This is a genomic window from Mesorhizobium sp. M0898 (genome assembly GCF_040319695.1).
In the GTDB taxonomy this organism is placed as follows: Bacteria; Pseudomonadota; Alphaproteobacteria; order Rhizobiales; family Rhizobiaceae; genus Mesorhizobium.
In genome coordinates this window covers 116,404-137,739 of record NZ_JAMYOE010000003.1, presented here as the reverse complement: position 1 = coordinate 137,739, position 21,336 = coordinate 116,404, and the positions used below count along the sequence as shown (strand labels likewise).

21 protein-coding genes are annotated in these 21,336 nt (G+C 61.8%); 7 read left to right on the top strand and 14 right to left on the bottom strand.

What is annotated here, in order from left to right; translation table 11 throughout:
- Window positions 1-12 precede the first annotated feature (12 nt).
- Genes NKH90_RS05945 through NKH90_RS05935 form a run of 3 tightly spaced genes read left to right on the top strand, consistent with a single transcriptional unit; the run spans window position 13 to window position 3,004 of the window.
- On the top strand, window positions 13-948 hold the full coding sequence (locus tag NKH90_RS05945; RefSeq protein ID WP_352767192.1) for a carbohydrate ABC transporter permease: 936 nt from the start codon (window positions 13-15) through the stop codon (window positions 946-948).
- On the top strand, window positions 941-1,783 hold the full coding sequence (locus NKH90_RS05940) for a carbohydrate ABC transporter permease (protein ID WP_352682611.1): 843 nt from the start codon (window positions 941-943) through the stop codon (window positions 1,781-1,783). The genes NKH90_RS05945 and NKH90_RS05940 overlap by 8 nt, the downstream gene beginning before the upstream one ends.
- Window positions 1,784-1,807: 24 nt before the next feature.
- The gene (locus NKH90_RS05935; RefSeq protein WP_352448135.1) at window positions 1,808-3,004 is read left to right on the top strand and encodes a glycoside hydrolase family 172 protein; all 1,197 of its coding nucleotides are present in this window, start codon (window positions 1,808-1,810) and stop codon (window positions 3,002-3,004) included.
- 76 nt (window positions 3,005-3,080) lie between these two features.
- Here NKH90_RS05935 and NKH90_RS05930 read toward each other — a convergent pair whose 3' ends face one another.
- On the bottom strand, window positions 3,081-3,506 hold the full coding sequence (locus NKH90_RS05930) for a VOC family protein (RefSeq protein ID WP_352469607.1): 426 nt from the start codon (window positions 3,504-3,506) through the stop codon (window positions 3,081-3,083).
- 410 nt (window positions 3,507-3,916) lie between these two features.
- Here NKH90_RS05930 and NKH90_RS05925 point away from each other — a divergent pair, with 410 nt between their 5' ends.
- On the top strand, window positions 3,917-4,066 hold the full coding sequence (locus tag NKH90_RS05925; RefSeq protein WP_352818026.1) for a hypothetical protein: 150 nt from the start codon (window positions 3,917-3,919) through the stop codon (window positions 4,064-4,066).
- A gap of 120 nt (window positions 4,067-4,186) precedes the next feature.
- Window positions 4,187-4,627 carry a DUF2267 domain-containing protein gene (locus NKH90_RS05920; RefSeq protein ID WP_352448133.1) on the top strand — a complete coding sequence of 147 codons (441 nt, stop codon included), beginning with the start codon at window positions 4,187-4,189 and terminating at the stop codon, window positions 4,625-4,627.
- Window positions 4,628-4,639: 12 nt separating this feature from the next.
- On the opposite strand, the gene NKH90_RS05915 is transcribed toward NKH90_RS05920, so the two are convergent.
- From NKH90_RS05915 to NKH90_RS05860, 12 genes are all read right to left on the bottom strand, one after another.
- Complete coding sequence (locus NKH90_RS05915; RefSeq protein WP_352539305.1) at window positions 4,640-5,635, bottom strand: LacI family DNA-binding transcriptional regulator; 996 nt, start codon at window positions 5,633-5,635, stop codon at window positions 4,640-4,642.
- A 68-nt stretch (window positions 5,636-5,703) separates the two neighbouring features.
- Window positions 5,704-7,038 (bottom strand): sulfatase family protein, encoded by a 1,335-nt coding sequence (locus NKH90_RS05910; RefSeq protein ID WP_352539304.1) that lies wholly within the window; start codon window positions 7,036-7,038, stop codon window positions 5,704-5,706.
- A 22-nt stretch (window positions 7,039-7,060) separates the two neighbouring features.
- Window positions 7,061-7,876 (bottom strand): carbohydrate ABC transporter permease, encoded by an 816-nt coding sequence (locus NKH90_RS05905; protein WP_352818022.1) that lies wholly within the window; start codon window positions 7,874-7,876, stop codon window positions 7,061-7,063.
- A gap of 7 nt (window positions 7,877-7,883) precedes the next feature.
- Entirely contained in the window at window positions 7,884-8,837 is a 954-nt protein-coding gene (locus NKH90_RS05900) for a carbohydrate ABC transporter permease (RefSeq protein ID WP_352818019.1), read from the bottom strand.
- A gap of 3 nt (window positions 8,838-8,840) precedes the next feature.
- Entirely contained in the window at window positions 8,841-10,088 is a 1,248-nt protein-coding gene (locus NKH90_RS05895; RefSeq protein WP_352539302.1) for an ABC transporter substrate-binding protein, read from the bottom strand.
- A 188-nt stretch (window positions 10,089-10,276) separates the two neighbouring features.
- Window positions 10,277-11,089: an SDR family NAD(P)-dependent oxidoreductase gene (locus NKH90_RS05890; protein ID WP_352818015.1), complete on the bottom strand. Its 813-nt coding sequence runs from the start codon at window positions 11,087-11,089 to the stop codon at window positions 10,277-10,279.
- The gene (locus NKH90_RS05885) at window positions 11,086-12,087 is read right to left on the bottom strand and encodes a sugar phosphate isomerase/epimerase family protein (RefSeq protein WP_352818012.1); all 1,002 of its coding nucleotides are present in this window, start codon (window positions 12,085-12,087) and stop codon (window positions 11,086-11,088) included. Before NKH90_RS05885 ends, NKH90_RS05890 begins: the two co-directional genes overlap by 4 nt.
- Window positions 12,088-12,124: 37 nt before the next feature.
- Window positions 12,125-12,898, bottom strand: coding sequence for an SDR family NAD(P)-dependent oxidoreductase (locus NKH90_RS05880; RefSeq protein WP_352814241.1), 774 nt, complete (start codon window positions 12,896-12,898; stop codon window positions 12,125-12,127).
- A 4-nt stretch (window positions 12,899-12,902) separates the two neighbouring features.
- The gene (locus NKH90_RS05875) at window positions 12,903-14,000 is read right to left on the bottom strand and encodes an ABC transporter ATP-binding protein (protein ID WP_023675506.1); all 1,098 of its coding nucleotides are present in this window, start codon (window positions 13,998-14,000) and stop codon (window positions 12,903-12,905) included.
- A 10-nt stretch (window positions 14,001-14,010) separates the two neighbouring features.
- Window positions 14,011-14,913: a carbohydrate ABC transporter permease gene (locus NKH90_RS05870; protein WP_292660005.1), complete on the bottom strand. Its 903-nt coding sequence runs from the start codon at window positions 14,911-14,913 to the stop codon at window positions 14,011-14,013.
- Entirely contained in the window at window positions 14,906-15,844 is a 939-nt protein-coding gene (locus NKH90_RS05865; protein WP_352466746.1) for a carbohydrate ABC transporter permease, read from the bottom strand. Before NKH90_RS05865 ends, NKH90_RS05870 begins: the two co-directional genes overlap by 8 nt.
- A 57-nt stretch (window positions 15,845-15,901) precedes the next feature.
- Window positions 15,902-17,167, bottom strand: coding sequence for an ABC transporter substrate-binding protein (locus NKH90_RS05860; protein WP_352539298.1), 1,266 nt, complete (start codon window positions 17,165-17,167; stop codon window positions 15,902-15,904).
- A 143-nt stretch (window positions 17,168-17,310) separates the two neighbouring features.
- Here NKH90_RS05860 and NKH90_RS05855 point away from each other — a divergent pair, with 143 nt between their 5' ends.
- Window positions 17,311-18,507 (top strand): ROK family transcriptional regulator, encoded by a 1,197-nt coding sequence (locus NKH90_RS05855; protein ID WP_352539296.1) that lies wholly within the window; start codon window positions 17,311-17,313, stop codon window positions 18,505-18,507.
- A gap of 68 nt (window positions 18,508-18,575) precedes the next feature.
- Here NKH90_RS05855 and NKH90_RS05850 read toward each other — a convergent pair whose 3' ends face one another.
- The gene (locus tag NKH90_RS05850; RefSeq protein ID WP_352818438.1) at window positions 18,576-19,535 is read right to left on the bottom strand and encodes a DMT family transporter; all 960 of its coding nucleotides are present in this window, start codon (window positions 19,533-19,535) and stop codon (window positions 18,576-18,578) included.
- 399 nt (window positions 19,536-19,934) lie between these two features.
- Here NKH90_RS05850 and NKH90_RS05845 point away from each other — a divergent pair, with 399 nt between their 5' ends.
- On the top strand, window positions 19,935-21,266 hold the full coding sequence (locus NKH90_RS05845) for a PQQ-dependent sugar dehydrogenase (protein WP_352818006.1): 1,332 nt from the start codon (window positions 19,935-19,937) through the stop codon (window positions 21,264-21,266).
- Window positions 21,267-21,336: the final 70 nt, after the last annotated feature.

The following is a 21,336-nucleotide window of genomic DNA, read 5'->3' as shown; positions in this document are numbered from 1 at the left end:
GCCCTTTCCAGCATGGATCAGTTGAAACCGCCAGCCGCGGGCGCGAATTCCGCCCGCGGCCTCACCGCCAAGCAAAGGGAGCGCTGCGCCGCATGGCTGTTCGTCCTGCCCGATGCGGTTGGCCTACTGGTGTTCGTCGGCGTGCCGATGCTGCTGTCGCTCGCCGTCGGGTTCTTCGAGGTCAACGGCTTCGGCGGCTACAGGTTCGTCGGGTTCGGCAATTACAGGCGCATGTGGGGCGACCCGCTGTTCTGGTCGTCCGTGAAGGTGACGGTAGCCTATGCCGTCATGCTGGTGCCGGCGCTCTACGTCGCCGGACTGGGACTGGCGCTTCTGGTGCAGAAGACCAACCGCTTCAACGCGGTCATGCGCTCGATGTTCTTTGCGCCGCAGATGGTCAGCCTGGTCGTGGTGGCGCTCGTGTGGCAGCTCATGCTGGTCGAAAAGGTCGGCATCGTCAGCCGGCTGGCGCCGCTCGTCGGTCTCGGCGGAATTTCGCTGCTCGGCGATCCAAATCTGGCGCTGTTCACGCTGGTGCTGGTCAGCGTCTGGTTCCTGATGGGTTTCTACATGCTGATCTTCCTCGGCGGGCTCCAGGACATCCCGGCAGAGTACTACGAAGCCGCAAAGATCGACGGTGCCGGGCCGGTGACAAGCTTCTGGTACATTACTTTGCCCTTGCTTAAGCCGACCAGCTTCTTCGTCCTCCTGGTCTCGCTCGTCGCGGCTGTCGCCGGCGGCCAGGTCTTCGACCTGATCTATGTGATGACCAAAGGCGGGCCGGTCAATTCGACCTCGGTGCTGATCATCTACATCTACAAGCAGGCGTTCCAGTTCGGCGCCTTCGGCTATGCATCGGCAATGGCATCGCTGCTGGTGCTGGCGCTGATGCTGGTCACGGTCTTCTTCTTCGTGCTGACGCGCGGCGGACGTTTCGAGCATGACTGACGGCCGAACTCATTCCGGCCGTTCGCAGATACGAGCGGCGAGGCTTGCCTGGATGCTGGCGACCGCAGCGCTTGGCCTGATGACGGTGTTCCCGCTTGTCTGGATGCTGGTCATCTCGCTCAAGCCGGCGAGCGACGTCTTCACGCCGAGCCTCATTCCGGAACGGCCGACGCTCGGCAATTTCCTCTATGTGCTGACCGAGGTGCCGTTCCTGCGCTATCTCTTCAATTCGTTCTTTGTGTCGGCCACAGTAACCGTCGCTGCGCTGTTCTTCCATTCGATGGCCGGCTATTCGCTCGCACGGCTGCGTTTTCCGGGCCGCGACATTCTGTTCCTCGCCATGTTCTCGACCTTCCTGGTGTCGCTGCCAGTAATCATCGTGCCGCTGTTCATTTTGACGCGGACGCTGCACATGTTGGACAGCTATGCCGGGCTGATCATTCCGGCGATCTTCAACGCGTTCGGCATCTTTCTGCTCAGGCAATACTACCTGTCGCTGCCCAGGGAACTGGAAGAAGCCGCGATCATGGACGGCGCCGGCTACTGGCGCATCTATTGGAGCATCATCCTGCCGCTCAGCCGGCCGATCCTGTCGGCACTGGCGATCCTGTTCTTCCTCGCCAACTGGAACGCTTTCCTGTGGCCGTTGACGATCACATCGGACCTCAACCTCTGGGTGGTGCAGGTAGCCATTGCGAACTTCAAGAGCCAGTACGCCGCCGCCTGGAATTATGTCATGGCCGCCTCGACCATCGTCGCCGTGCCGATGCTGGTCCTCTTCGTGATCTTCCAGCGCCAGATCATGGAATCCATCAAGACAAGCGGCCTGAAATAACCGCTGAAGCAAGAGGAGAAACACATGGATAATGCCGGCCTGTCGCCGCTTCGCGGGCTCGCCAAATTGCGCGACGCCAAAACCCGCCGGTTCTCAAGCTACGACCGCACCGGCGGCAATGACGACCGGCTGCACATTGAACCCGGCCAGACGGTGGTGATTGCCGAGCATGACGGTGCCGGCATCGTCACGCATATCTGGGCGACGCTCGCCTGCGAGAGCGAGGCGTTCCTGCGCAAGATCGTATTGCGCGCCTATTGGGATGGTGAGGCACATCCGAGCATCGAAACGCCGATCGGCGATTTCTTCGGCATGGGCCATGCCCGCACCCGCAATTTTGCCAGCCTGCCGGTGCAGGCAAGTCCAGAGGATGGCAAGGCCTTCAACTGCTACTTTCCGATGCCGTTTGCCAGCCACATGCGCTTCACCGTCACCAATGAGGCTGAGGACGACCTGCTTTTCTATTACTATGTCGATCTCGAACTGCATGAGGAACTCGAGGAAGGCCTGGGCCGCTTCCACGCCCAATACAGGCAGCAGCGACCTGACGGCATAGACGAGACGGGGCTGGCCAACGAGCAGGTCCTGTTTGGCGGGGAAAACACCGACGGGAACGGCAACTACACCATCCTGGAGGCGGAAGGTCACGGCCACTATGTCGGCGTGCTCTATTCCGTCTATTCGCGGCGGCGTTCCGCACTATGGGACTGGTATGGCGAGGGCGACGACATGATCTTCGTCGACGGCGAGCCGGGCATTTCCGTGCCGGATACAGTGCGCAAGCCCGATCCGCGCATCGGACCGAAGGCCGAACTGATCGACGATCGCGGCGAGACCGGCCCCGGCGTCAACGATGCCTGGCCGCCGACGCTGCACGGCACCGGCACGGAAGATTATTTCAATACGGCATGGTGCCCGACACAGGACTACAGCGCGCCCTATCACGGCATCATCGCCGCCGGCGGGCCGAACTGGACCGAGCCGGTTACGCTCTATCGCTGGCACATAGAGGACCCGGTCATCTTCCACAAACGCATCCGGGTGACCATCGAGCACGGTCACGCCAATCGCCGCTCGGACGACATTTCGTCGGTCGCCTTCTGGTATCAGGCCGAACCGCACAAACCGTTCGAAGCGCTTGTCGATGTCGAGGACCGCATCCCCACCTATCGCGCGCCTTATCACAATTGGAATGCCGCCTTCGACGAGAAGAGGCGTTAGGCCGGGATGCGTTCGAATTGAACCGTGCATCCCGCGCTATCTGTGTCGGGGCACGACCGTGCCGCAGCGTGCCGCCTCAGCTGCGAGGTGGAAGTTGCTGGACAGACCAGGTGTTGCCGTCGGGATCCTCAAAGAAGACAAATCTGCCCCAGGGAAAATCCTTGATATCGCTGACCTCGATACCTTGAGCGGCCAGGTACCGGTGAGCCTCATCGATATCGGGCACGACGAGTTGCAGGCCCCTTATGGATCCCGGGGGGCTGTCGACGAGGCCCTTGCCCATGGCAATCGAACAGGCCGAACCGGGCGGCGTCAATTGCACGAAACGTATCTCGTCGCTTACGGTGTGGTCGTGATCGAGATGAAAGCCGACCTTCCCAACATAAAAGGCAATTGCTCTATCGACGTCCGATACGGGGACCGGGACCAGCTCCAGCTTCCAATCCATGACAGCCCTTTCGCAGCTTGATCGCCAAGTGGTGCCGAACACCGTGGGCGCCATCCCGCCATCTTCCCAATGCCATTGTCGGCGCGGGCCGCTCAGTCAGTCAAGAGATACCCGGGCTCGGGCAACGTGAGGACTGGTCTCATTGCTGAGACGGCGTTCGGAACCGATGAGCACAAGCTCAGTTAGGCGGAGGACAACCACCTTTCGGATCAGCAAGGCCGACTTTAATGATCGGAACGCAGGCGCCGAATACAACTGTGGGAAGGTTGAACGGGCGTCGTTGACGCGCGAAGGGATTGCTTGGAAGCGACGCTCGCCGAAGCCGGCGAGATCGTCGGACGGCGAAGCCGAAGCGCAATTATGCCGCGAACGCCTACGATTCGGCCTGCCTTCTCCTTGCCGCGATCAAAGACGCCAGCACTGTATCCAAGGGACATCCGAGCCGGCGCGACGTTCTGGCGGCGGTGCACAAGGGAATCGCTTATCGCGAGCCCGTTCGGTGGGATGAAAAGGGTGACAATCTGGCCGCTGTGACTGCACTCAACGGGGTGGAAAACGGCCGCTTCCGACAGATCGCCGAAATCCAGCAGATGCAGAGTGTCGAGCAGATCTGACGCCGACAGGCTCTCCGACCGAACCGGTTTCCGCCGCTTTGCCAGGACGATTTTCACAGGACCACGAAACAATAATCTCCGGTCGCCGTTTCGCCCGCAGAACCTTTCGAGGAGGCGACGATGAGCGCAACCGGCTTGGACGTTTTCGACAAAACGCTGCAAATAACAAACATCTGGCTTGACGAGATCATGGCGGATCTTGGTCCGGATCGACACGTCGCCTGGCATACATTGGGCGCCGTTCTGCGAACCCTTCGCGACAGGCTGCAGATCGGACTGGCGGCCAAATTGGGAGCGGAACTGCCGCTGCTCGTGCGCGGCGCCTACTATGATCGCTATCGGCCCGCCGACATGCCCGACAAGACACGCTCGCTCGAGAAATTCCTGCAACACATCGCCGATGAATTGAAATCGACCCGTCCTGTCGATCCCGAGGATGCGGCACGCTCTGTGCTGCGTGTGCTTGCACGGCATATCGACCTTGGCCAGTCGGCAAAGGTGCGGGATGCGCTGCCAAAGGAAATCCAGGTCCTCTGGCCTGAAAGCGTGGGCGTCAAATAGCGGCGATCCTGCTCATGCGGACGCGCGACGGACCAACTGCCACGAAACGCTGAAAAGGGTAGGTATTGCGCCCGGTGTTGCCGAGATCAATGAGATCAGATGATCGGCAAGATGGTCGTAGTGGGCAGTTTCGGGGCCGATTGTCGTCAATGCCGGATGACTGAATTCGCCCTCGTCGATATTGCCGCAGCCGATGACTGCAATGTCGCCGGGCACGGAGAGGCCGGCCTCCTCGAATGCGTGCAGGGCGGTCACGGCGGCAAGATCGGATTCGACGAAAAGCGCGGTCGGCCGATCCGCGCGGGCGGCCAGCGCCGTAGCATTGGCAAACGCAGCCTTGCGCGCCTCTGCACCGCCGATCACCAGGTCGTCTCGCAGCGGAAGGCCGCGTGCTTGCAGGAAGCTGCGATAGGCGGCGAGACGGCTCCCGTCCACCGCTTGCTCATGCACCATATAGGCGATGCAGCGATGGCCGGCTCGGTAGAGGTAGTCGAGTGCCTCGAAGACGGCCCTGCCGGTATGCTGGCGCACAACCGAGAAGCCTGCCGGCTCGATGGTCGGATGGAAGATCACCGCTGGCCGGCCCGCGGCCGCCAGGCGCGCGGCCAAAAGCATCACCTCGGGCTCGGAGAGATGCTGCCAGTCGGCGATAATGCCGTCTGCCAGCCCGCTCTCGATTTCCCTCACGATCCGGTCGGTTCGTTCGAACGTGTCTCCCGCGGTGATAATTGTCGAAAATCCCCTCAGCGCCGCTCCAGATTGGATATCCTGCGCGATCCGGTCGCTGAACGGCACGCCGAGACGAGGCAGTACAAGGCAGATTCGCTCGGCCTGCTGGCGGCGCAGCTGCCGCGCGGTGCGGTTTTGCACATAGTTGAGCTCAGCGACGGCCTCGAGGATGCGCTGCCGCGCCTCCTTGCCGACGAACTTCAGGCGCGTGCTGTCGCCGCTGAGCAGGTAGGACACGGCAGCGGTCGATACATTGGCGCGCCGGGCGACATCGGCCATGGTCGGCGCCTTTCTGCGATCGGAACTTCTCTCGTGCATTGTTGGATCCGCTGCGCGACGTGACATGATCAGCTGTCGCTCAGCCGGATTTCATTCCAGCTTCCATGCCCGGCGGCAAGGATCTCGGGCCTTGCCTCGCCGGCCTCCTCCATCAGGGCAACGATGCGGCCTCGCAGCCATGCACGCGTCGCTGCGTGATCGGGCGAAGCTATGAGATTGATTAGTTCGTTTGGATCGGCGTCGAGGTCGTAGAGTCTCGCCTCGACATAGAAATCGCTGCCGGAATCCCGCCAGCCGTCTTTTCCCGGTGCCTCGACCTCATATTTCCACCGTCTGGTGCGCAAGGCGCGGCCGACATGGTGCTCGCTGATTTGAATGAATATCTCGTCGCGCGGCGGCCGTTCGCCCTGCAGTGCGTCGAGCAGCGAGACGCCCTGCATCGAATTGGGCACTTTCAGGCCGGCCGCGGCGAGCAGGGTCGGCGCGAGATCGACGAGGCTGACCAGGCCTTCATATGTGCCGATGCGCTGGAAGCCGGGGCCGTGGAATAGCGTCGGCACGCGGATCGACGCCTCATGACAGGAACGCTTGTATTCGTTGTTGCGAGTCTTGAAGTGACATCCGTGGTCGGAGGTGAAGAGGATGATCGTGTCGTCAAGCCGGCCAAGGCTGTAGAGCGCCTCGATCAGCCGTCCAAACGCCTCGTCGAGGCGTGCGACCATGCCCAGATAGCCGGGGAAATGTTCCGCTGTCGTGCCGCCAAGTGCGGCGAGATCGCCGGGAATGGCGAGCTTCTTGCGGATCCTGTCCTCGTATCCGAGCGGGGCAGGGTAGTTGTCCGTCTGGTTCTGGTGATGCGGCTCGAGGAAGGACAGGAATAGAAAGAACGGCTCGTCTTCCCTCGATGCGACATAGCGGATTGCAGCGTCGGTTAGGGCATCGACGCGGTATCCCGGCAGCTTCACCGCCTTGCCGTCATTGTCGTGGACGACGGTGTCGAAGGGGCCGGAAGTGAACTCCAGGATGTTGGAGGCCAGCCAGTAGCGATAGCCGCCGCGTTGTTCCTGGGTGACCGGCTCGGCGGACCCCAGGTGCCACTTGCCGATGTAGGCGGTGTCATAACCTGCCGCGGTGAAATGATGCGCGAGCGTGCGCTCGCTCTTCGGCAGTGGGATGTCGTTGCGGTAGCAGCCGGTGATGGTCGGGTACCGCCCCGTCTGGAATACGGAGCGGGCGGGTCCGCAAACGGGCTGGCAGGTAAACGAATTTGCCACGAACGTGCCGGTCCCGGCGAGGCGGTCGAAATTTGGCGTAAGCTCGAGCGGATTGCCATGGACGCCAACGGTGTCCCAACGCTGCTGGTCGGTGAAGAAGACGATTACATTCGGTCGGCGGGACGTCATAGGGTGCAATGCCTTCGAATGGTCATTTCATGCCTGCCAGCATCACGCTGCGGACGAAGTAGCGCTGCGTGAAGAGGAACAGCAGCAGGCTCGGGATGAAGAGAATGATCCCGCCCGTCGCCGTCAGGTTCCACTGGGTGAAGAATTCCTGGTTGAAAAGCGTCAGTCCCGTCGTGATCGGCCGCATTTCGGTGGTGTTGACGGCGACCAGCGGCCAGAGGAATTCGTTCCACTGGAACACGAAGGTGAGGAGGGCCAGCGTCGCCAGTGCCGGACGGACCTGCGGCAGCACGATGCGCCAGTAAAGGCAGAGTTCCGAGCAGCCGTCCATCCGTGCAGCGTCAAGCAACTCGTCGGGAATTGGACGGATGAACTGCCGCATCAGGAAGATTCCGTAGGCGCTCATGGCGAATGGAAGGATAAGGCCCTGATAGGTGTTGAGCCATCCCATCCGCGCGGTGAGCACATAGAGCGGGATCATGCGGATGAAGAATGGGATCATCAGCGTCGACAGCACCGCGACAAACATGACGCGCTTACCGGCGAATTCCATCTTGGCGAAGACGTAGCCGATCAACGGATCGAAGATCAGATGGAGGAAGGTAATCCCGCCGGCGATGATGAAGCTGTTGAGCGTGAAACGCGCGAACGGCGCCTTCTGCCAGATGTCGATGTAATTCGTGAATTGCCACGTCTCGGGGATCAGAATCGGAATGCCGCTGAAGACGTCGGCATCGCTCTGCAGCGACAGCGAAAGCATGTAGAGGAACGGAAAGATCGACAGCGCCACGCAGAAGAGCAGCAGTAGGTAGGACGGGAGCGTTTTTGCCAATGTCATGCCAACCTCAATAGGTGGTTTCGCGGTTGAGCAGGCGGAACTGAACGAAGGTGATGGCCAGGATCAGCAGGAACATCAGGAAAGACAGCGCCGAGGCGTAGCCGATGTTGAGCTCGAAGAAGGCTGCCTCGAACACGTGCAGGCTGAAGAACCGCGTCGCGTCGGCCGGTCCGCCCTTGGTTATCAGGTAGGCCGGCGCCAGCTCCTGCAGTTGGCTGATCGTGCTGACGACCGCGATGAACAGCGTGGTCGGCGTCAACAACGGCCAGGTCAGATAGCGGAATTGCTGCGTCGGCGTGGCGCCGTCGATGGATGCGGCATCATAGAAGTCGGACGGGATCGACTGCAACGCGGAGAGGTAGATCAGCATGGCATAGCCGACATCCTTCCAGACCGTGATGGCGATGAGGGTCGGCAGCGCGGTCGAGGTGTTGCCGAGCCAATTCTGGGTCGGCAGCCCAAGCTCGGCAAGAAAGCTGTTCAAGATGCCAGTGTAGGGATCGAGAATTGCCTGCCACATCAACGCGACGATCACGAAGGAGGTGATGTAGGGAAAGAAGATGATTGCGCGGATCAGAGTGCGCCCCGGGATCGGCCGGTTGAGCACGACCGCCAGTCCGAGGCCAATGGCGATGCTGGCCGCGGTGACGCCTATCGCGAAGGCCAGCGTCACGAAGAGCGACTGCCGAACGCGCGCGTCGCCGAGCGCAGCAACGTAGTTGTCCAATCCGGCGAATCGGCTCTCGCCGATCAGCGGCTGGCCGCTGTACAGGCTCGCCCAAAACTCTAGTCCGATCGGATAGAAGAAATAGACCGAGAAATAGAGGATTGCTGGCGACAGCAGCAGGTAAGCGAGAAGCGTTTGCCGGGTGCGCCGGCTGAAGCGGCCAGTTCGCCGGGTCGGCATCGCGCCGACGCGAATGTCCGTATCGGCCGTATTGGTGCTGCCGCTGACGATCATCGGCTAGTTGTTGGCCAGGATGACGTTGGCCTCGGCCGCGAATTTCGGCATGATCTCGGCTGCTGGCTTCTGATTGTAGATGATATCCTCGAGCGCACTTTGCAGAAGCTTCTCGATTCGCGCGTGCTTGCCGGTGAGGCGCAGCTCGGCGGTGACGTCTTGCGCGTAAGGCAGGCATTTGCTGAAGCTGCCGATGACCGGATCGGCCTGAACCTCGGCGTTTTCGGCCCAGGATTTGCGCGGCATCGTCATGCCCGCTTCCTTGGTAGCCGCTAGTTCCGTGTCGAGCGCGACGAGCCGCTTCAACAACTCCCAGGCCTCCTTCGGGTGCTTGGCGTCCTTAGGGATCATCACGCTGACGCCGCCCGCGAACGTCGCCTGCACCTTGTGCTTGAGTGATGGCGCAACCGCCCAGTTGAGCTTCGGGTTGCCCGAGCGGATCGGCTTCACGTCCCACGGACCGGTTATGATCATTGCGACCCGGTTGGCCGTGAACAGCTTTTGCGGACCCTCATAGTCAGCACCCGCCGCCGGCTTGGTCGCTGCTTTTTCCTTGTGGATCAGGTCGGCGAGGAACTGGATCGCTTCGATCGCCTCAGGACTGTCGAGATTGACCTTGTTTGTCTTGGGATCGTAATAGCTTACGCCGTTCTGCAGCAGCCACGACGAATAATATCCGATGCTCGGGTTGGGAGCGAAGCCGAAGCGGGCGCCGGTCGTCGTCGCCTTGGCAACCTTCAGGAACTCCTCCCAGGTCGCAGGCGGCGCGTCGAAGCCCGCCTGCTTCAGCATATCGACGTTGTAGACGAGGGTGGCGCAGGTGAGGTGGATCTGGATGCCATAGTACTGGCCGCCGAGTTTGTTGCGCTCCACGGAATAGGCTTGCCAGTCGTCGGGATAGCCGATCGCCTTGCCGTCTTGTTCGATGAAGTCGTTCAGCGGCCGCAGCAGATTCCGCTGGCCGAATTCCTGCACCCAGCCGCCGGGTTCGGCGACGAGATCGGGCGGGCTCTTCGCAGCAAAATCCGCCACCAGCTTGGTGCGCATATCCGGCCACTGGAATTTCTCCCACTGCACCGACCATCCGGGATGATCGGCCTCGAACTTTGCTATTGCGTCGGCATAAGCTTGATACGCGTGGCCGGCGTTCCAATAGAGCGTCAGGGTCTCGGCATGGGCTGCACTCGCGGTCGTCAGGGCCACGCCTAAAACCACACCGTGCAGGAACCCGACTGACTTGTAGCGGCGCATCTTGGTCTCCTCCAGGTTTGCCACCGCCTTCCTCACAATGGATGGCGACATATTATTCGATTAATATACCCGCTATACCGCCGTTTTTGTCAAGCTCCGACTGTAATGCAGTGCATAGTTCTGGCCGAACTCGGGCGGAGCTATCTACAGCGCGCGATGCCGAAGTTGCTGGTCTGGACGATCGCGGCCTAACCTGGAAAGATCGTGAAACCGCCATCGACGCGGATTACCTGCCCGTTGATGAAGCGCGCGCGCGGACCGGCGAGGATGGCAACCGCTTCGGCGATCTCTTCAGGCTCCGCATACCGGTTCAGCGATTTCTTGCTCGAATCCATGCGCTGTGGATCGACCACGCGGCTCGCCTGGAACCGTGCGGTCTTGGTGGCGCCGGGGCTCACCGCATTGACGCGTACGCCATCGTCGATCAGTTCCTTGGCGAGGCAGCGCGTATAATGGACGACAGCCGCCTTGAGCGTCGAGTAGACCACCTCGGGCGAGCAGCCGATATGCGCTGCCGCCGAGGCGATGTTGATCACCGAGCCCGAGCCACGCTTGACCATCGGCGGAACGAACGCCTGGCAGACCAGCATCGTGCCGATGAGGTTGTTCTCGGTTAGAACCTTGATGTCTTCGTAGTCGATGTCCAGTGCGTTGTTGGGATTGGGCTTTACGCCCTTGGCGCCGATGTCGCCGCCGGCGCAGTTTACCAAGACGTGCACGTCGCCGAGCTCCGCCTCGATCTTCCTCTTCATTTCCGCGACAGCTTGCTTGTCGCCGATGTTGCCGGTGACCGCGGTGATGCGCGTCCCGTGCTTCTCCAAGCCCCTGGCAGAGTCGCCGAGGTCCGCGAATTCGCCATATTGAGATGGCCGGGCCCAATCGAGGTCGTGGACCGCGACGTTTGCGCCAAGTTCGGCCAAGCGGTCGGCCATCACGCGGCCGAGGCCGCGTCCCGAGCCGGTGACGAAGGCGGTCAGGCCGCTGAGTTCTCGGGCAGTCATGCTGATTTCTCCATTGCAATGAAATCGAATTTCATCATGTTGGCGGCGCTGCGCCGGATCATGTCGAGCTCGTACGAAACGAGCGCACCGTCATCATTGCGCTCCCATGGCGTGCGGTAGTCGGCGTCGTCCGCAAGGCGGTTCAGGCGCGCGGCACTCAGGCAGGCCGCGAATTCGCGGGCGGTCTTCGGCGCATATCCGTTCCACCAGTCGTCGGTGAGACAGCGAACGTGACGAGCCTCCAGCGCGCCGGGCTCAAGCACCGCCGTCAGCGTGTCGTGGTGCCCGCCAAGGATGGCTGCCAGTTCGGCGAAAGGCACGGCGCCGTCGCCGATCGCGCAGCGGACCAGGCGATAGCCCTCATCCGTGAACTGGACGCGATAGTCCTTGAGGTGAACGTGGTGGACATGGGGCGCGATCCGGCGCGTGAAGGCAAGCGGCGCCTCGCCGACAGGAAAGGTGTTGCCGGTGTCGTAGGTGATGCCGACACCCGGCCCGCCAAGTTCGCAGAACGCAGCCAGTTCGTCGCTGCCGAAGTCCTGATGGTTCTCGATGCCGAGCACGCGTCCCTCGGCCGCCGCACGCGGCCCCCATTCCGTCAAGGCAGCGCGAATCGTTGCGTTGAACTCGCTCCATTTCGGACCCCACGCATTGCGGTCGCCGCACAGGACAGGCGTCAGTGCGATACGGATCGTCGTCGCCTCGAGCAGGCGCGCAGCCCGGAAGGCGTTGTCCAGCGGACCTGCCACCAGCAGTCCGCCGCTCACCACCGGGACGATGTCTAGCGCGGCAAGACGCCTGCGCAGGGCGACGATTTCGGCGTCAGTCAAGTCGGTCAACCAGGGTTCGTAGATCTCGAGCGTGCGTGCGCCCAGTTCCTGCGCCAGCGTGATGAAGCCTTCCAGCCCCACGCCGTCCGGATTGTGCCGCGGCGTGCCGCGGCCCTGCAGGCCGAGATAGTAGGTCAGTCCGTAGGGGTTGAGGCCGAGACGAAGCATCAGCTTGGCGATTCCAATGGAGAGCGGAGAGGCGTCACTAGCGCAGACCGGCATCGACGGTTATGGACTGTTTGGTGATCATGCGGCTGTCGTCGGCCGCCAGGAAGAGCACGGTGCGTGCAATCTCCTCGCCCAGCAGGACGCGGCGGATCAATTGCCGCTGCACCGTCTGGTCGACTGCCTCCTGCGTCTTGAACCACAGCTCGCGCTGCCGCTCGGTCATGACGGCGCCGGGTTCGATCGCATTGACGCGGATGTTATCCGGTCCGAACGACCGCGCCAACGCACGCGTCAGCGCCACCACGGCCCCCTTGGCGGTGGCATAGGCCACCATCTGGTCCGCTCCGAACCGCCAGGCAATGGAGGAGAAGTTTATGATCGAGCCGAAGCCGAGTTCCTTCATATGCGGATGCACTGCCTGCGCGGCGAAGAAGTGATGCCTCAGATTGACATCGAAGCTGCGGTCCCAATAGTCGGCCGTTACCGCGTCGATGGGATGGCGCTGATCATTGGCTGCGTTATTCACCAGGACGGCGACCGGACCAAGCCGCGCGCGCACGCCTGCTACCGACGCCTTTAGCGCATCGACGTCGGTCACATCGCAATGGAGATATAACGGAGCCTGCCCGGCGGCACCAGCGAGCTCGCGCACCAACGCCTCCGCTGGTTCGTCCTGCACATCGAGAAAGGCTATCCGGGCGCCGTTCGCCACGAAGGCGCGGACCATATCGGCGCCAATGCCGGAGGCGCCGCCGGAGATCAGCACGACCCGACCGGTCAAGCTCGGATAAGTCGCGAATTGTACGGACATCAAACTACAGAAGCGCCTTGGTTGTTGGATCGAACAGACAGGCGCGCGACATGTCGATGCCGAGCGTTATCGTCTCGCCCATGACGGGAGCGTCATCCGGCTCGAAACGGCCGGTGATCTCCAGGTCACCCAGCCTGAGCACGGCAAGCGTCTCGGCCCCGGTAGGCTCGACCAATTCGACCGGCGCCTGCATGGACGCCACAGCAGGTTTGCGCGACTTCAGATCGGTCGTGAAACGGTAGATGTGTTCCGGCCGGATACCGAGCACGACGTCCTTTGGCGCACCGGCGGGCATCGGCGCGGCAAGGGCGAGGCTGGCGTCGCTGCCGTCAGCGGCGCGTACCGAGATGCTGGTCGAGCCCGTAAGCCGGGCGGGAATGAAATTCATCGCCGGCGATCCCATGAAACCGGCAACGAACATGTTGGTCGGCCGGTCGTAGATCCGTTTCGGCGTGTCGAACTGCTGTACCGAGCCCTGGTTCATCACCGCAATGCGGGATGCAAGCGTCATCGCCTCGACCTGATCGTGGGTGACATACACTGTGGTCTTGCCGACGCGATGGTGAAGCTTCTTGATTTCGGTACGCATGTCGACGCGCAGCTTGGCGTCGAGGTTGGACAAGGGCTCGTCGAACAGAAACAGCTTCGGGTCGCGCACGAGGGCACGCCCCATCGCAACGCGCTGCCGCTGGCCTCCCGAGAGCTGGCCGGGCTTGCGTTTAAGCAGTTGTTCGATCTGCAGGAGTGCGGCAACCCGCTGGACAGCTTCCGCCTGCGCTGCTTTTGGCACGCCGCGGCTCTCCATGCCGAAGGTGATGTTCTGGCGCACCGTCATGGTGGGATAGAGGGCGTATGACTGGAACACCATCGCAATATCGCGGTCCTTGGGTTGCACCGAGTTCACCAGCCGGTCGCCGATCCATATCTCGCCCGACGTGACGGTTTCCAGTCCGGCGATCATGGCGAGCAAGGTTGACTTGCCGCAACCCGACGGGCCGACAAGGGCGACGAATTCTCCGGTCTTAGCCTCGAGATCGATGCCGGCAAGAATCTCGAGCGAGCCGTAGCTCTTGTGAAGGTTGCGGATCATCAACGCGGACATGGGCGACGCCTCATTTGATGGCGCCCTGGGTGAGGCCGCGCACGAAGTATTTTCCACCGAACAGATAGATGAGCAGCGGAGGCAACGCGCCGATCAGCACGGCTGCGCTCATCACATCGTAAGCACGCGCGGTCGTGCCGCCGGCCGTGAGCGCGACCAGTGCCGCTGTGATCGGCTGCTGCTGGCCCGATGTGAAGACGACGCCGAACAGATACTCGTTCCAGATGCCGGTGAACTGCCAGATGACGGTGACGATCAGGATGGGCGGCGACAGGGGCAGGATGATCTTGCGGAAGATCCGCCAGAACCCGGCGCCGTCGATGCGTGCCGCCTTGATCAGGTCGTCCGGTATGCTGACGTAGAAATTGCGGCAGAACAGGGTGGTGAACGAGATGCCCTGGACGACGTGGATCAGCACCAGCCCATATGTGGAATTGGTCAGGCCGAGCTTGCCGAGCAGGAACGCCCACGGCATCAGCGAAATCTGGCCGGGCATGAATACGCCGAGCAGCATCAGATTGAAAATCAGTTCAGAGCCCCTGAAGCGCCATTTGGAGAGGATGTAGCCGTTCATGGCGCCGAGAATGGTCGAGATGATGGTGGCGGGGATCGTCATCGCCAGGGAGTTGAAGAAATTGCGCTTCATTCCCTCGCAGGTACCGCTGACGCAGTAGGATCCCCAGGCCTGCGCCCACGCATCGAACCGGAAGCTGCGCGGTACGGAGATGAGGCCGTTGCGGGCAATCTCCGACTGCTCGCGCAATGAGTTGAAGATCACCACCAGCAGCGGCACGAGATAGACGACCGCGAAAAGCGTCAGCACGGCATAGACAAGGAAGCGGCTCCAGAAATGCCGGCGCGTGGCAGCGGCTTCTTCCGGATCAAAACGGGCATTAGGGGCAATTTCAGCCATTGCGGCCCTCCGCTCGCCGGCGCCAGACGATCCACAAGGAATACGGCACCAGCACAACCGCGACCGCAGCGAGCATCATCATCGCCGCGGCGGCACCTTCGCCGATTTGGCCGCGCTGGAACATCAGGTCGTAGACATAGATGGCGGGGAAGGTGGTGGACACACCTGGGCCGCCTCGCGTCAACGCCGCCACCAGGTCGAAGGTCTTGATGGCGAATTGTATCTGAATGACCGCCACCGCCAGGAATATCGGGGCGATGGTTGGCAGGATGACCCTCCGATAGGTCCGGAAAACCGACGCGCCGTCGATTTGCGCGGCCTTGACGAGATCCGGATCGACCGACCGCAGACCGGCCAGGAAAAGTGCCATTGCGAAGCCGGACGACTGCCAGATACCGGTTATGATCACCGCATAGATCGCAGTGTTGCGGTTGGCCGTCAGGGCGAAGCTGAAGTCGGTCCAGCCAAGCCCGCGAACGAAGGCCTGGATACCGTCGACAGGATTATAGAGCCAACTCCACACCGTACCGGTGACGATGAAGGACACCGCCAACGGATAGAGGAAGATGGTGCGCCAAACCGCCTCGCCGCGGACGCGCTGGTCGATCGCGATCGCGAGCAGCAGGCCAACGGCCATCGAGCCAACGATATAGAAGCCGCTGAACAGGAAGAGATTGGTATAGGCGATGTTCCAGCGCCGGTTTGCCCAGAGCGAAGCGTAATTGTCCAGGCCGACGAACCCATAGGTCGGCAACAGCGACGAATTGGACAGCGAGATGTAGAGCGTCCAGAGCGTGAAGACGAAAACATAGATGAAACTCGCCGCTATCGACGGCGCCAGCACCAGAATGGGCACCATCGTGCCCAGGCGCTCGCGCCACGGACGGGCCGCGGCAGCTGCGGCTGGTACAATCAGATCATGGGTGGACATCGGGCTGCTCCGGCGAGGTCTGGCCGGGAGCTTCGCCCCCGGCCATCATCGGCAGCGTCACTTCTGCGCTTCGGCCGCATCCGCCATCGCATTGGCCGCGTCCTGCGCACTCATATCCGGCGTTGCTACAAACTCCGTGATGCTATCCATTATTGCGCCGCGGACCTTTTGCGGAACCGTCATGTTGTGCGCCATCGAACGCACGAGCGTGCCGGCGGCGATCGAGGCTTGCAAATCCTTTTGCGAGAGTTGCTGGCAGGGATTGAAGCCGTTCGAAAGATCGACATCGAGGCGCGCCGGAATGGACCCTTTGGTCTGATTGAAAATGGTCTGGAATTCGGGCGACAGGATGATGCTGGCAAGCAGCTTCTGTCCCTCGATATAGTCCGGGTCCTTCTGCTTGAAGAACACGACCGAATCTGAATTCAGGATGAAGCCCGGCTTGCCCCAATCGGTCGGCGCCTGGGCGCAGACATAGTCGGTGCCCTCCTTGAAGCCGCCGGCCGTCAGCAGGCCGATCGTCCAGTCGCCCATGATGTGAAAGGCGGCCTCGCCGCGGCCGACCAGATGCGACATGGTATCCCAGTCACGCCCGTTCATGCCGGGATCCATGTACTTCGAGGTCATGGTGCGGAACTGCTCGAAGGCCTTGACCATGCCGTCACTGCGCATGGCGTCGACGTCGCCCTCGACGAAGGCTTTCTTGTAGAGATCGAGGTCCTGACCGTACACGACCACTTCGAAGACGGTCGAGTCGGTCCAGTCGGCGGTCGAGTGCGAAATGCAGATCTTGCCGCTGGCCACGATCTTGTCGCAGGCGGCATTGAATTCCGCCCATGTCTTCGGCATCTCGGTGACGCCCGCGTCCTTCATGACCTTCGGCGATGCCCACAGCCAGTTGATGCGGTGGATGTTCATCGGCGCGGCCACCCAATTCCCGGTCGGCTTCATCACCGGCAGCAATTCGGGAGCGACGACCTTCTCCCAATTTTCCGCTTTCGCCAGGTCGTCGAGATTGGCTGTCATGCCCGTCTCGTTCCATTCGGCGATCTCGGGGCCCTTTAGCTGCACAGCGGGAGGGGCGTTGCCGGCGATCACATCGGCACGCAGTTTGGCCAGGGTATTGGCCGTATGGCCCGCGATGGAGGTCTGCTGCCAGGTGCCACCCTTGGCGGTAAACATCTCGCCGAGCTTGGCGATAGCCTGGGCGTCCGATCCGGTGGCCCATTGATGCAAGAGGTTGGTCTTCGGCTCCGCGAGGGCTGTTCCGGTAATCAAGGTGAGGGCGGTAGCGGCCGCAAAGGCCGTCCTCAGGTATTTCATCGTTTCACTCCCATATATGATGCACGGTTCGTATCGACCGCTTGTGGCCCGCGATTTGAGGTCGTGGCCGGCGAGATGCAGTAATCTCCGTTCTTTCCAAGATGACATATCTGGGCTATCAGTCAACGTGCTTTGTGCCCATCATGAACAAACCTTCGCTTAGAAATTGGCTAATCGACAGGCCGTCCGCGTCGCCGGAGAGCCTGATCGTCCGATGCCTGCGCGAGCGCGGCGTGCTTTCTGCGTCGCAAATTACCCGCATTACCGGTTTGGCGCGGTCGACGGTTTCAACCGCGCTCAATGGCTTGAGAAAGTCGGGGATGGTAATCGAATCCCCGGCCCATCATGACGCGGCGAGGGGTATTGGCAGGCCTGCCACGACATTGACGCTCAATCCCGCTGCGGGCACCTGCGTCGGCATCCATCTGGGCCTCGACGAGATGCGGTGTGTCGTCGCTGACGTCTCGCATTCTTTCGTTGCCGAACAAACCATCCCCATGGGTCTGGACTACCAGCCGCAACAAGCGGCCCAGCTCGCCAAGTCAGTAATTGCCCGATGCTATGAAGAGAACGGTCTGCCGATGGCGGGGCTCCTGGGGGTTGGGGTCTCCGTCTCGGGCCCAGTCAGCCGCGAAGGAGTGGTGCTGCGCGCGAGTATCGTTCCGACCTGGGCCGGGGTCAACATCCGCGATGTGTTCGGGCCGGTCCTCGAACAGCCGATCTTCGCCGACAATGAGAGCAACTGCTCGGCCATTGCGGAGCTGATGTGGGGTGCGGCCGTCGGCCAGGACGACTTCGTGCTGTTCAAGGTCGATCTGGGCGTCGGCGGGGCCATTGTCCAGCACGGTCGGCTGGTGAGCGGCATCGCCGGCGGCGCCGGCGAATTCGGGCACATCAGCATCGATCCCGGCGGCGACCTTTGCCGGTGCGGTAATCGAGGATGCCTGGAGCTCTATGCCAGCTTTGCCCGACCGCTCGAGCAGATTTCGCGCATCGTGCGGCGGCCGGTCACGATGGACGACGTGATCATGATGGCCGAGCAGGGCGACGTGAGGGCGCTGCGGATGATCGAGGACACCGCCGAGTTCGCCGGCCGTGGCCTTGGCCTGATCGGTTCGGTTCTCAATCCGCCGCTCATCATCATCGGCGGCCGCATGGCCTTGGCGGGCGACATTCTCCTGGCGCCACTGATCGCATCATATGAACGCCACACGCTCATCAAGTCCCGCGATGTGGCGCCTGCGCTGCGCACGCGGATAATCGTTGGCAAGCACACGGAGAACGACGCATTGCTCGGCGCGGTCGGCCTCGTGCTGCGTCACAACAGCCGACTTCAGTGACCCGGCTTGCTTCGGGTGGCGCTCTGATTTTGCGAGCTGCTCGCCGAAGCAGCGGAACTGATGTTTGCCTACGCGACACGCACCGTGCGCTGTCTCGGCTTGATCGCGGTGGCGAGCAGCAGGCCGGCGATGATGAAGGCGGCGCCGGCGAGATCGTAGTCGTGCAAGCTTTCGCCAAGGACCAGATAAGCGAGAACGGCGACGAAGGCGGTCTGGAGATAGAGCAGCATGCTGGCGCGCCCCGCACCAAGCGTCTCGACGCTACGGTTGTAGAGATAGTACATCAGAGCACCGCCGGGGCCGGCAACATAGGCGAGAGCCAGAAGGCCGTTCGCATGCAGCGCCGAACGATCCCCGGAAAACAGTTCCCAGAGATAGAAGGGCAGTGCGGCCAGCGCGCCGGCTCCCAGCAGCAGGACCACCATCGGCAGAAGCTCGATAGCGAATTTGGCGCGACGCAGCAGCACGGTGTAGAGGCCCCAACAAAACGCGCTGCCGACGATCCACAACTCGCCGGAATTGAACTGCAGCTGCATCAGCGCGGCAAGGTCGCCGCGCGCCACGATCACCACCATCCCAGCCAGAGCGACCAGCGCTCCAAGCGCTTTCCAGACACCAAGGGGCTCGCCGAGCGCGAAGCGGGCAAGCACCATGGTCATGATCGGCGACAGCGCCATGATGATGCCGGCGGTCGTCGCGTTGGTGTAGTTGAGGCCCGTGTAGATCATGCCCTGACACAAGGTTAGCCCGATAGTGCCGATGACCAGCACCTCGATCACCCGGGATTGGATCAGCACGAGCATCGCCCCGTGATGACGATGGACGATCGGCAGCAGGATCGCGCACGCGAGCGTCAGCCGCCAGAAGCAGAGCGCCCAAGGCGGCATCTCGGGGGCAACCCACTTGGCGGCGATATAGACGCCGGCCGACAGGAGCCAGCAGAGCGTCGCGAGGGAATAGGCGAGCGAAAGTGATGCTCCGGGTGTCGCCTTCGCTACACTTGGATGTGCTATCGGCAGCGATTGGATATCCGTCTCCTCCCACCGCAGACTTTAGCAGATTGGCAGCGTCTTGCTAAGCAGCAACAACAGCTGTTTCACCAGATGGCGCAATCGGTGGGTCATTGTGGGTCCCGCCGTTCACGGTCTCCTTCCATTCGAACGCATGTTGGCCCATGAGCAACTCGATACCGAACAGCGCAAGCCGTATCGATTTCGCGCGACACGAATGTGAGATTCATATCGCGCGACAGATATTCGCGCGGTTGCCACAATCTTCTCGCGCCATATTTCTACCGAGAGCAGATCTGTCGCGAATTCCTGGTTCCTAGGATCACGAGCGCCGCTGTTTCGAAGCAATTGGAAGAATAAGCCACTGACTTCCGTTTACACAAAGAGCGCGACACAGATCCATGCGGAGGACGTCCGATGCATGCCGGCTTCCGAGGAAGCGTACTCGTAGCGGTGTTGGGCACCGTCATGGCAAGCTGCGCTGGCATTCCGGCGCAAAAAACCAGGGCAATAACCGGCTATGGCCCCAACCCCACTTTACCGAAACCAAGACCGACGCTGATCCCGACTGTTAACATCGCCGAGGCGAAAGGCTGGCAGAAAGAAGGTATGCCGACCCCGGCGAAGGGGCTGACGGTGAACGCCTTCGCCATCGGCCTCGACCATCCGCGCTGGCTACATGTGCTTCCGAACGGCGACGTGCTGGTTGCTGAAACCAATGCCCCTGCCAAGCATGATGAAGGCTTCAGTCTTAGAAAGGTCTTCATGGACCTGGCTATGAAGCGGGCTGGCGCCGCGACCAAAAGCGCCAACCGCATCACGCTCCTGCGCGACACCGATGGCGACGGCATTGCGGATGTGCGCACGACGTTCGCGGAAGGCCTCAATTCGCCCTTCGGCATGACGCTGTCCAAAGGCAAACTCTTTGTCGCGAATACCGACGCGCTCGTCGCTTTCCCCTACTCCAATGGCCAGACCCGAGTCAGCACGTCGCCGGAAAAGATCATCGACTTGCCGGCCGGGGACCTCAACCATCATTGGACCAAGGACGTGATCGCAACTCCGGATGGACGCAAGCTCTATGTCACCGTTGGTTCCAACAGCAACGTTGGAGAAAACGGCATAGCCGCCGAGAAGAACCGCGCCGCTGTCCTTGAAGTGGATCGGTCTACCCGCCGCACTCGGGTCTTCGCCTCGGGCCTGCGCAACCCGAACGGGCTCTCCTGGAATCCTGAGACTGGCCAGCTTTGGGTCGCCGTGAACGAGCGTGACGAGATCGGCGACGACCTTGTGCCGGATTACATGACCTCGGTTCGTGACGGCGCTTTCTACGGTTGGCCCTACAGCTACTACGGACAGAACGTCGACGAACGCGTCAAGCCGCAGCCCCCCGATCTCGTGGCGGCAGCGATCAAGCCCGATTACGCCCTGGGCTCTCATACCGCCTCGCTGGGACTGACCTTCTCCAAAGGCGCGCGGCTCGGTCCGGCCTACGGCAACGGCGCCTTCGTCGGCCAGCACGGCTCGTGGAATAGAAGCGTGCATAGCGGCTACAAGGTCATCTTCGTGCCGTTCCATGGTGGCAAACCGAGCGGTCCTCCGGAAGATGTGCTCACTGGCTTCATCGGGCGTAATGACGAGGCGATGGGCAGGCCGGTCGGCGTCGCTATCGATCAGACTGGCGCACTGCTCGTCGCCGACGACGTCGGTAATGTCATCTGGCGGGTCCGCCGGGCGAATGGCCGTTGAGCGCAGGTGGCCTTTCTGATTCCGATCTCACCAGCCTTCGGCTACATTCGGCGGAGGCGGATATCCTAAA

Excerpts from the sequence above, each read along its gene's own strand:
- NKH90_RS05885 (WP_352818012.1), bottom strand. The coding sequence starts at position 12,087 with ATGCTTCGTCTCGGCCTCAACCCCTACGGACTGACCTACTATCTCGGC.
- NKH90_RS05890 (WP_352818015.1), bottom strand. The coding sequence starts at position 11,089 with ATGACTGCCCGAGAACTCAGCGGCCTGACCGCCTTCGTCACCGGCTCG.
- NKH90_RS05870 (WP_292660005.1), bottom strand. The coding sequence starts at position 14,913 with ATGGCTGAAATTGCCCCTAATGCCCGTTTTGATCCGGAAGAAGCCGCT.
- NKH90_RS05865 (WP_352466746.1), bottom strand. The coding sequence starts at position 15,844 with ATGTCCACCCATGATCTGATTGTACCAGCCGCAGCTGCCGCGGCCCGT.
- NKH90_RS05845 (WP_352818006.1), top strand. The coding sequence starts at position 19,935 with ATGCATGCCGGCTTCCGAGGAAGCGTACTCGTAGCGGTGTTGGGCACC.
- NKH90_RS05930 (WP_352469607.1), bottom strand. The coding sequence starts at position 3,506 with ATGGCGCCCACGGTGTTCGGCACCACTTGGCGATCAAGCTGCGAAAGG.
- NKH90_RS05915 (WP_352539305.1), bottom strand. The coding sequence starts at position 5,635 with ATGGCCGATGTCGCCCGGCGCGCCAATGTATCGACCGCTGCCGTGTCC.
- NKH90_RS05905 (WP_352818022.1), bottom strand. The coding sequence starts at position 7,876 with ATGACATTGGCAAAAACGCTCCCGTCCTACCTACTGCTGCTCTTCTGC.
- NKH90_RS05920 (WP_352448133.1), top strand. The coding sequence starts at position 4,187 with ATGAGCGCAACCGGCTTGGACGTTTTCGACAAAACGCTGCAAATAACA.
- NKH90_RS05940 (WP_352682611.1), top strand. The coding sequence starts at position 941 with ATGACTGACGGCCGAACTCATTCCGGCCGTTCGCAGATACGAGCGGCG.
- NKH90_RS05880 (WP_352814241.1), bottom strand. The coding sequence starts at position 12,898 with ATGTCCGTACAATTCGCGACTTATCCGAGCTTGACCGGTCGGGTCGTG.
- NKH90_RS05895 (WP_352539302.1), bottom strand. The coding sequence starts at position 10,088 with ATGCGCCGCTACAAGTCAGTCGGGTTCCTGCACGGTGTGGTTTTAGGC.
- NKH90_RS05945 (WP_352767192.1), top strand. The coding sequence starts at position 13 with ATGGATCAGTTGAAACCGCCAGCCGCGGGCGCGAATTCCGCCCGCGGC.
- NKH90_RS05910 (WP_352539304.1), bottom strand. The coding sequence starts at position 7,038 with ATGACGTCCCGCCGACCGAATGTAATCGTCTTCTTCACCGACCAGCAG.
- NKH90_RS05860 (WP_352539298.1), bottom strand. The coding sequence starts at position 17,167 with ATGAAATACCTGAGGACGGCCTTTGCGGCCGCTACCGCCCTCACCTTG.
- NKH90_RS05935 (WP_352448135.1), top strand. The coding sequence starts at position 1,808 with ATGGATAATGCCGGCCTGTCGCCGCTTCGCGGGCTCGCCAAATTGCGC.
- NKH90_RS05855 (WP_352539296.1), top strand. The coding sequence starts at position 17,311 with ATGAACAAACCTTCGCTTAGAAATTGGCTAATCGACAGGCCGTCCGCG.
- NKH90_RS05875 (WP_023675506.1), bottom strand. The coding sequence starts at position 14,000 with ATGTCCGCGTTGATGATCCGCAACCTTCACAAGAGCTACGGCTCGCTC.
- NKH90_RS05900 (WP_352818019.1), bottom strand. The coding sequence starts at position 8,837 with ATGATCGTCAGCGGCAGCACCAATACGGCCGATACGGACATTCGCGTC.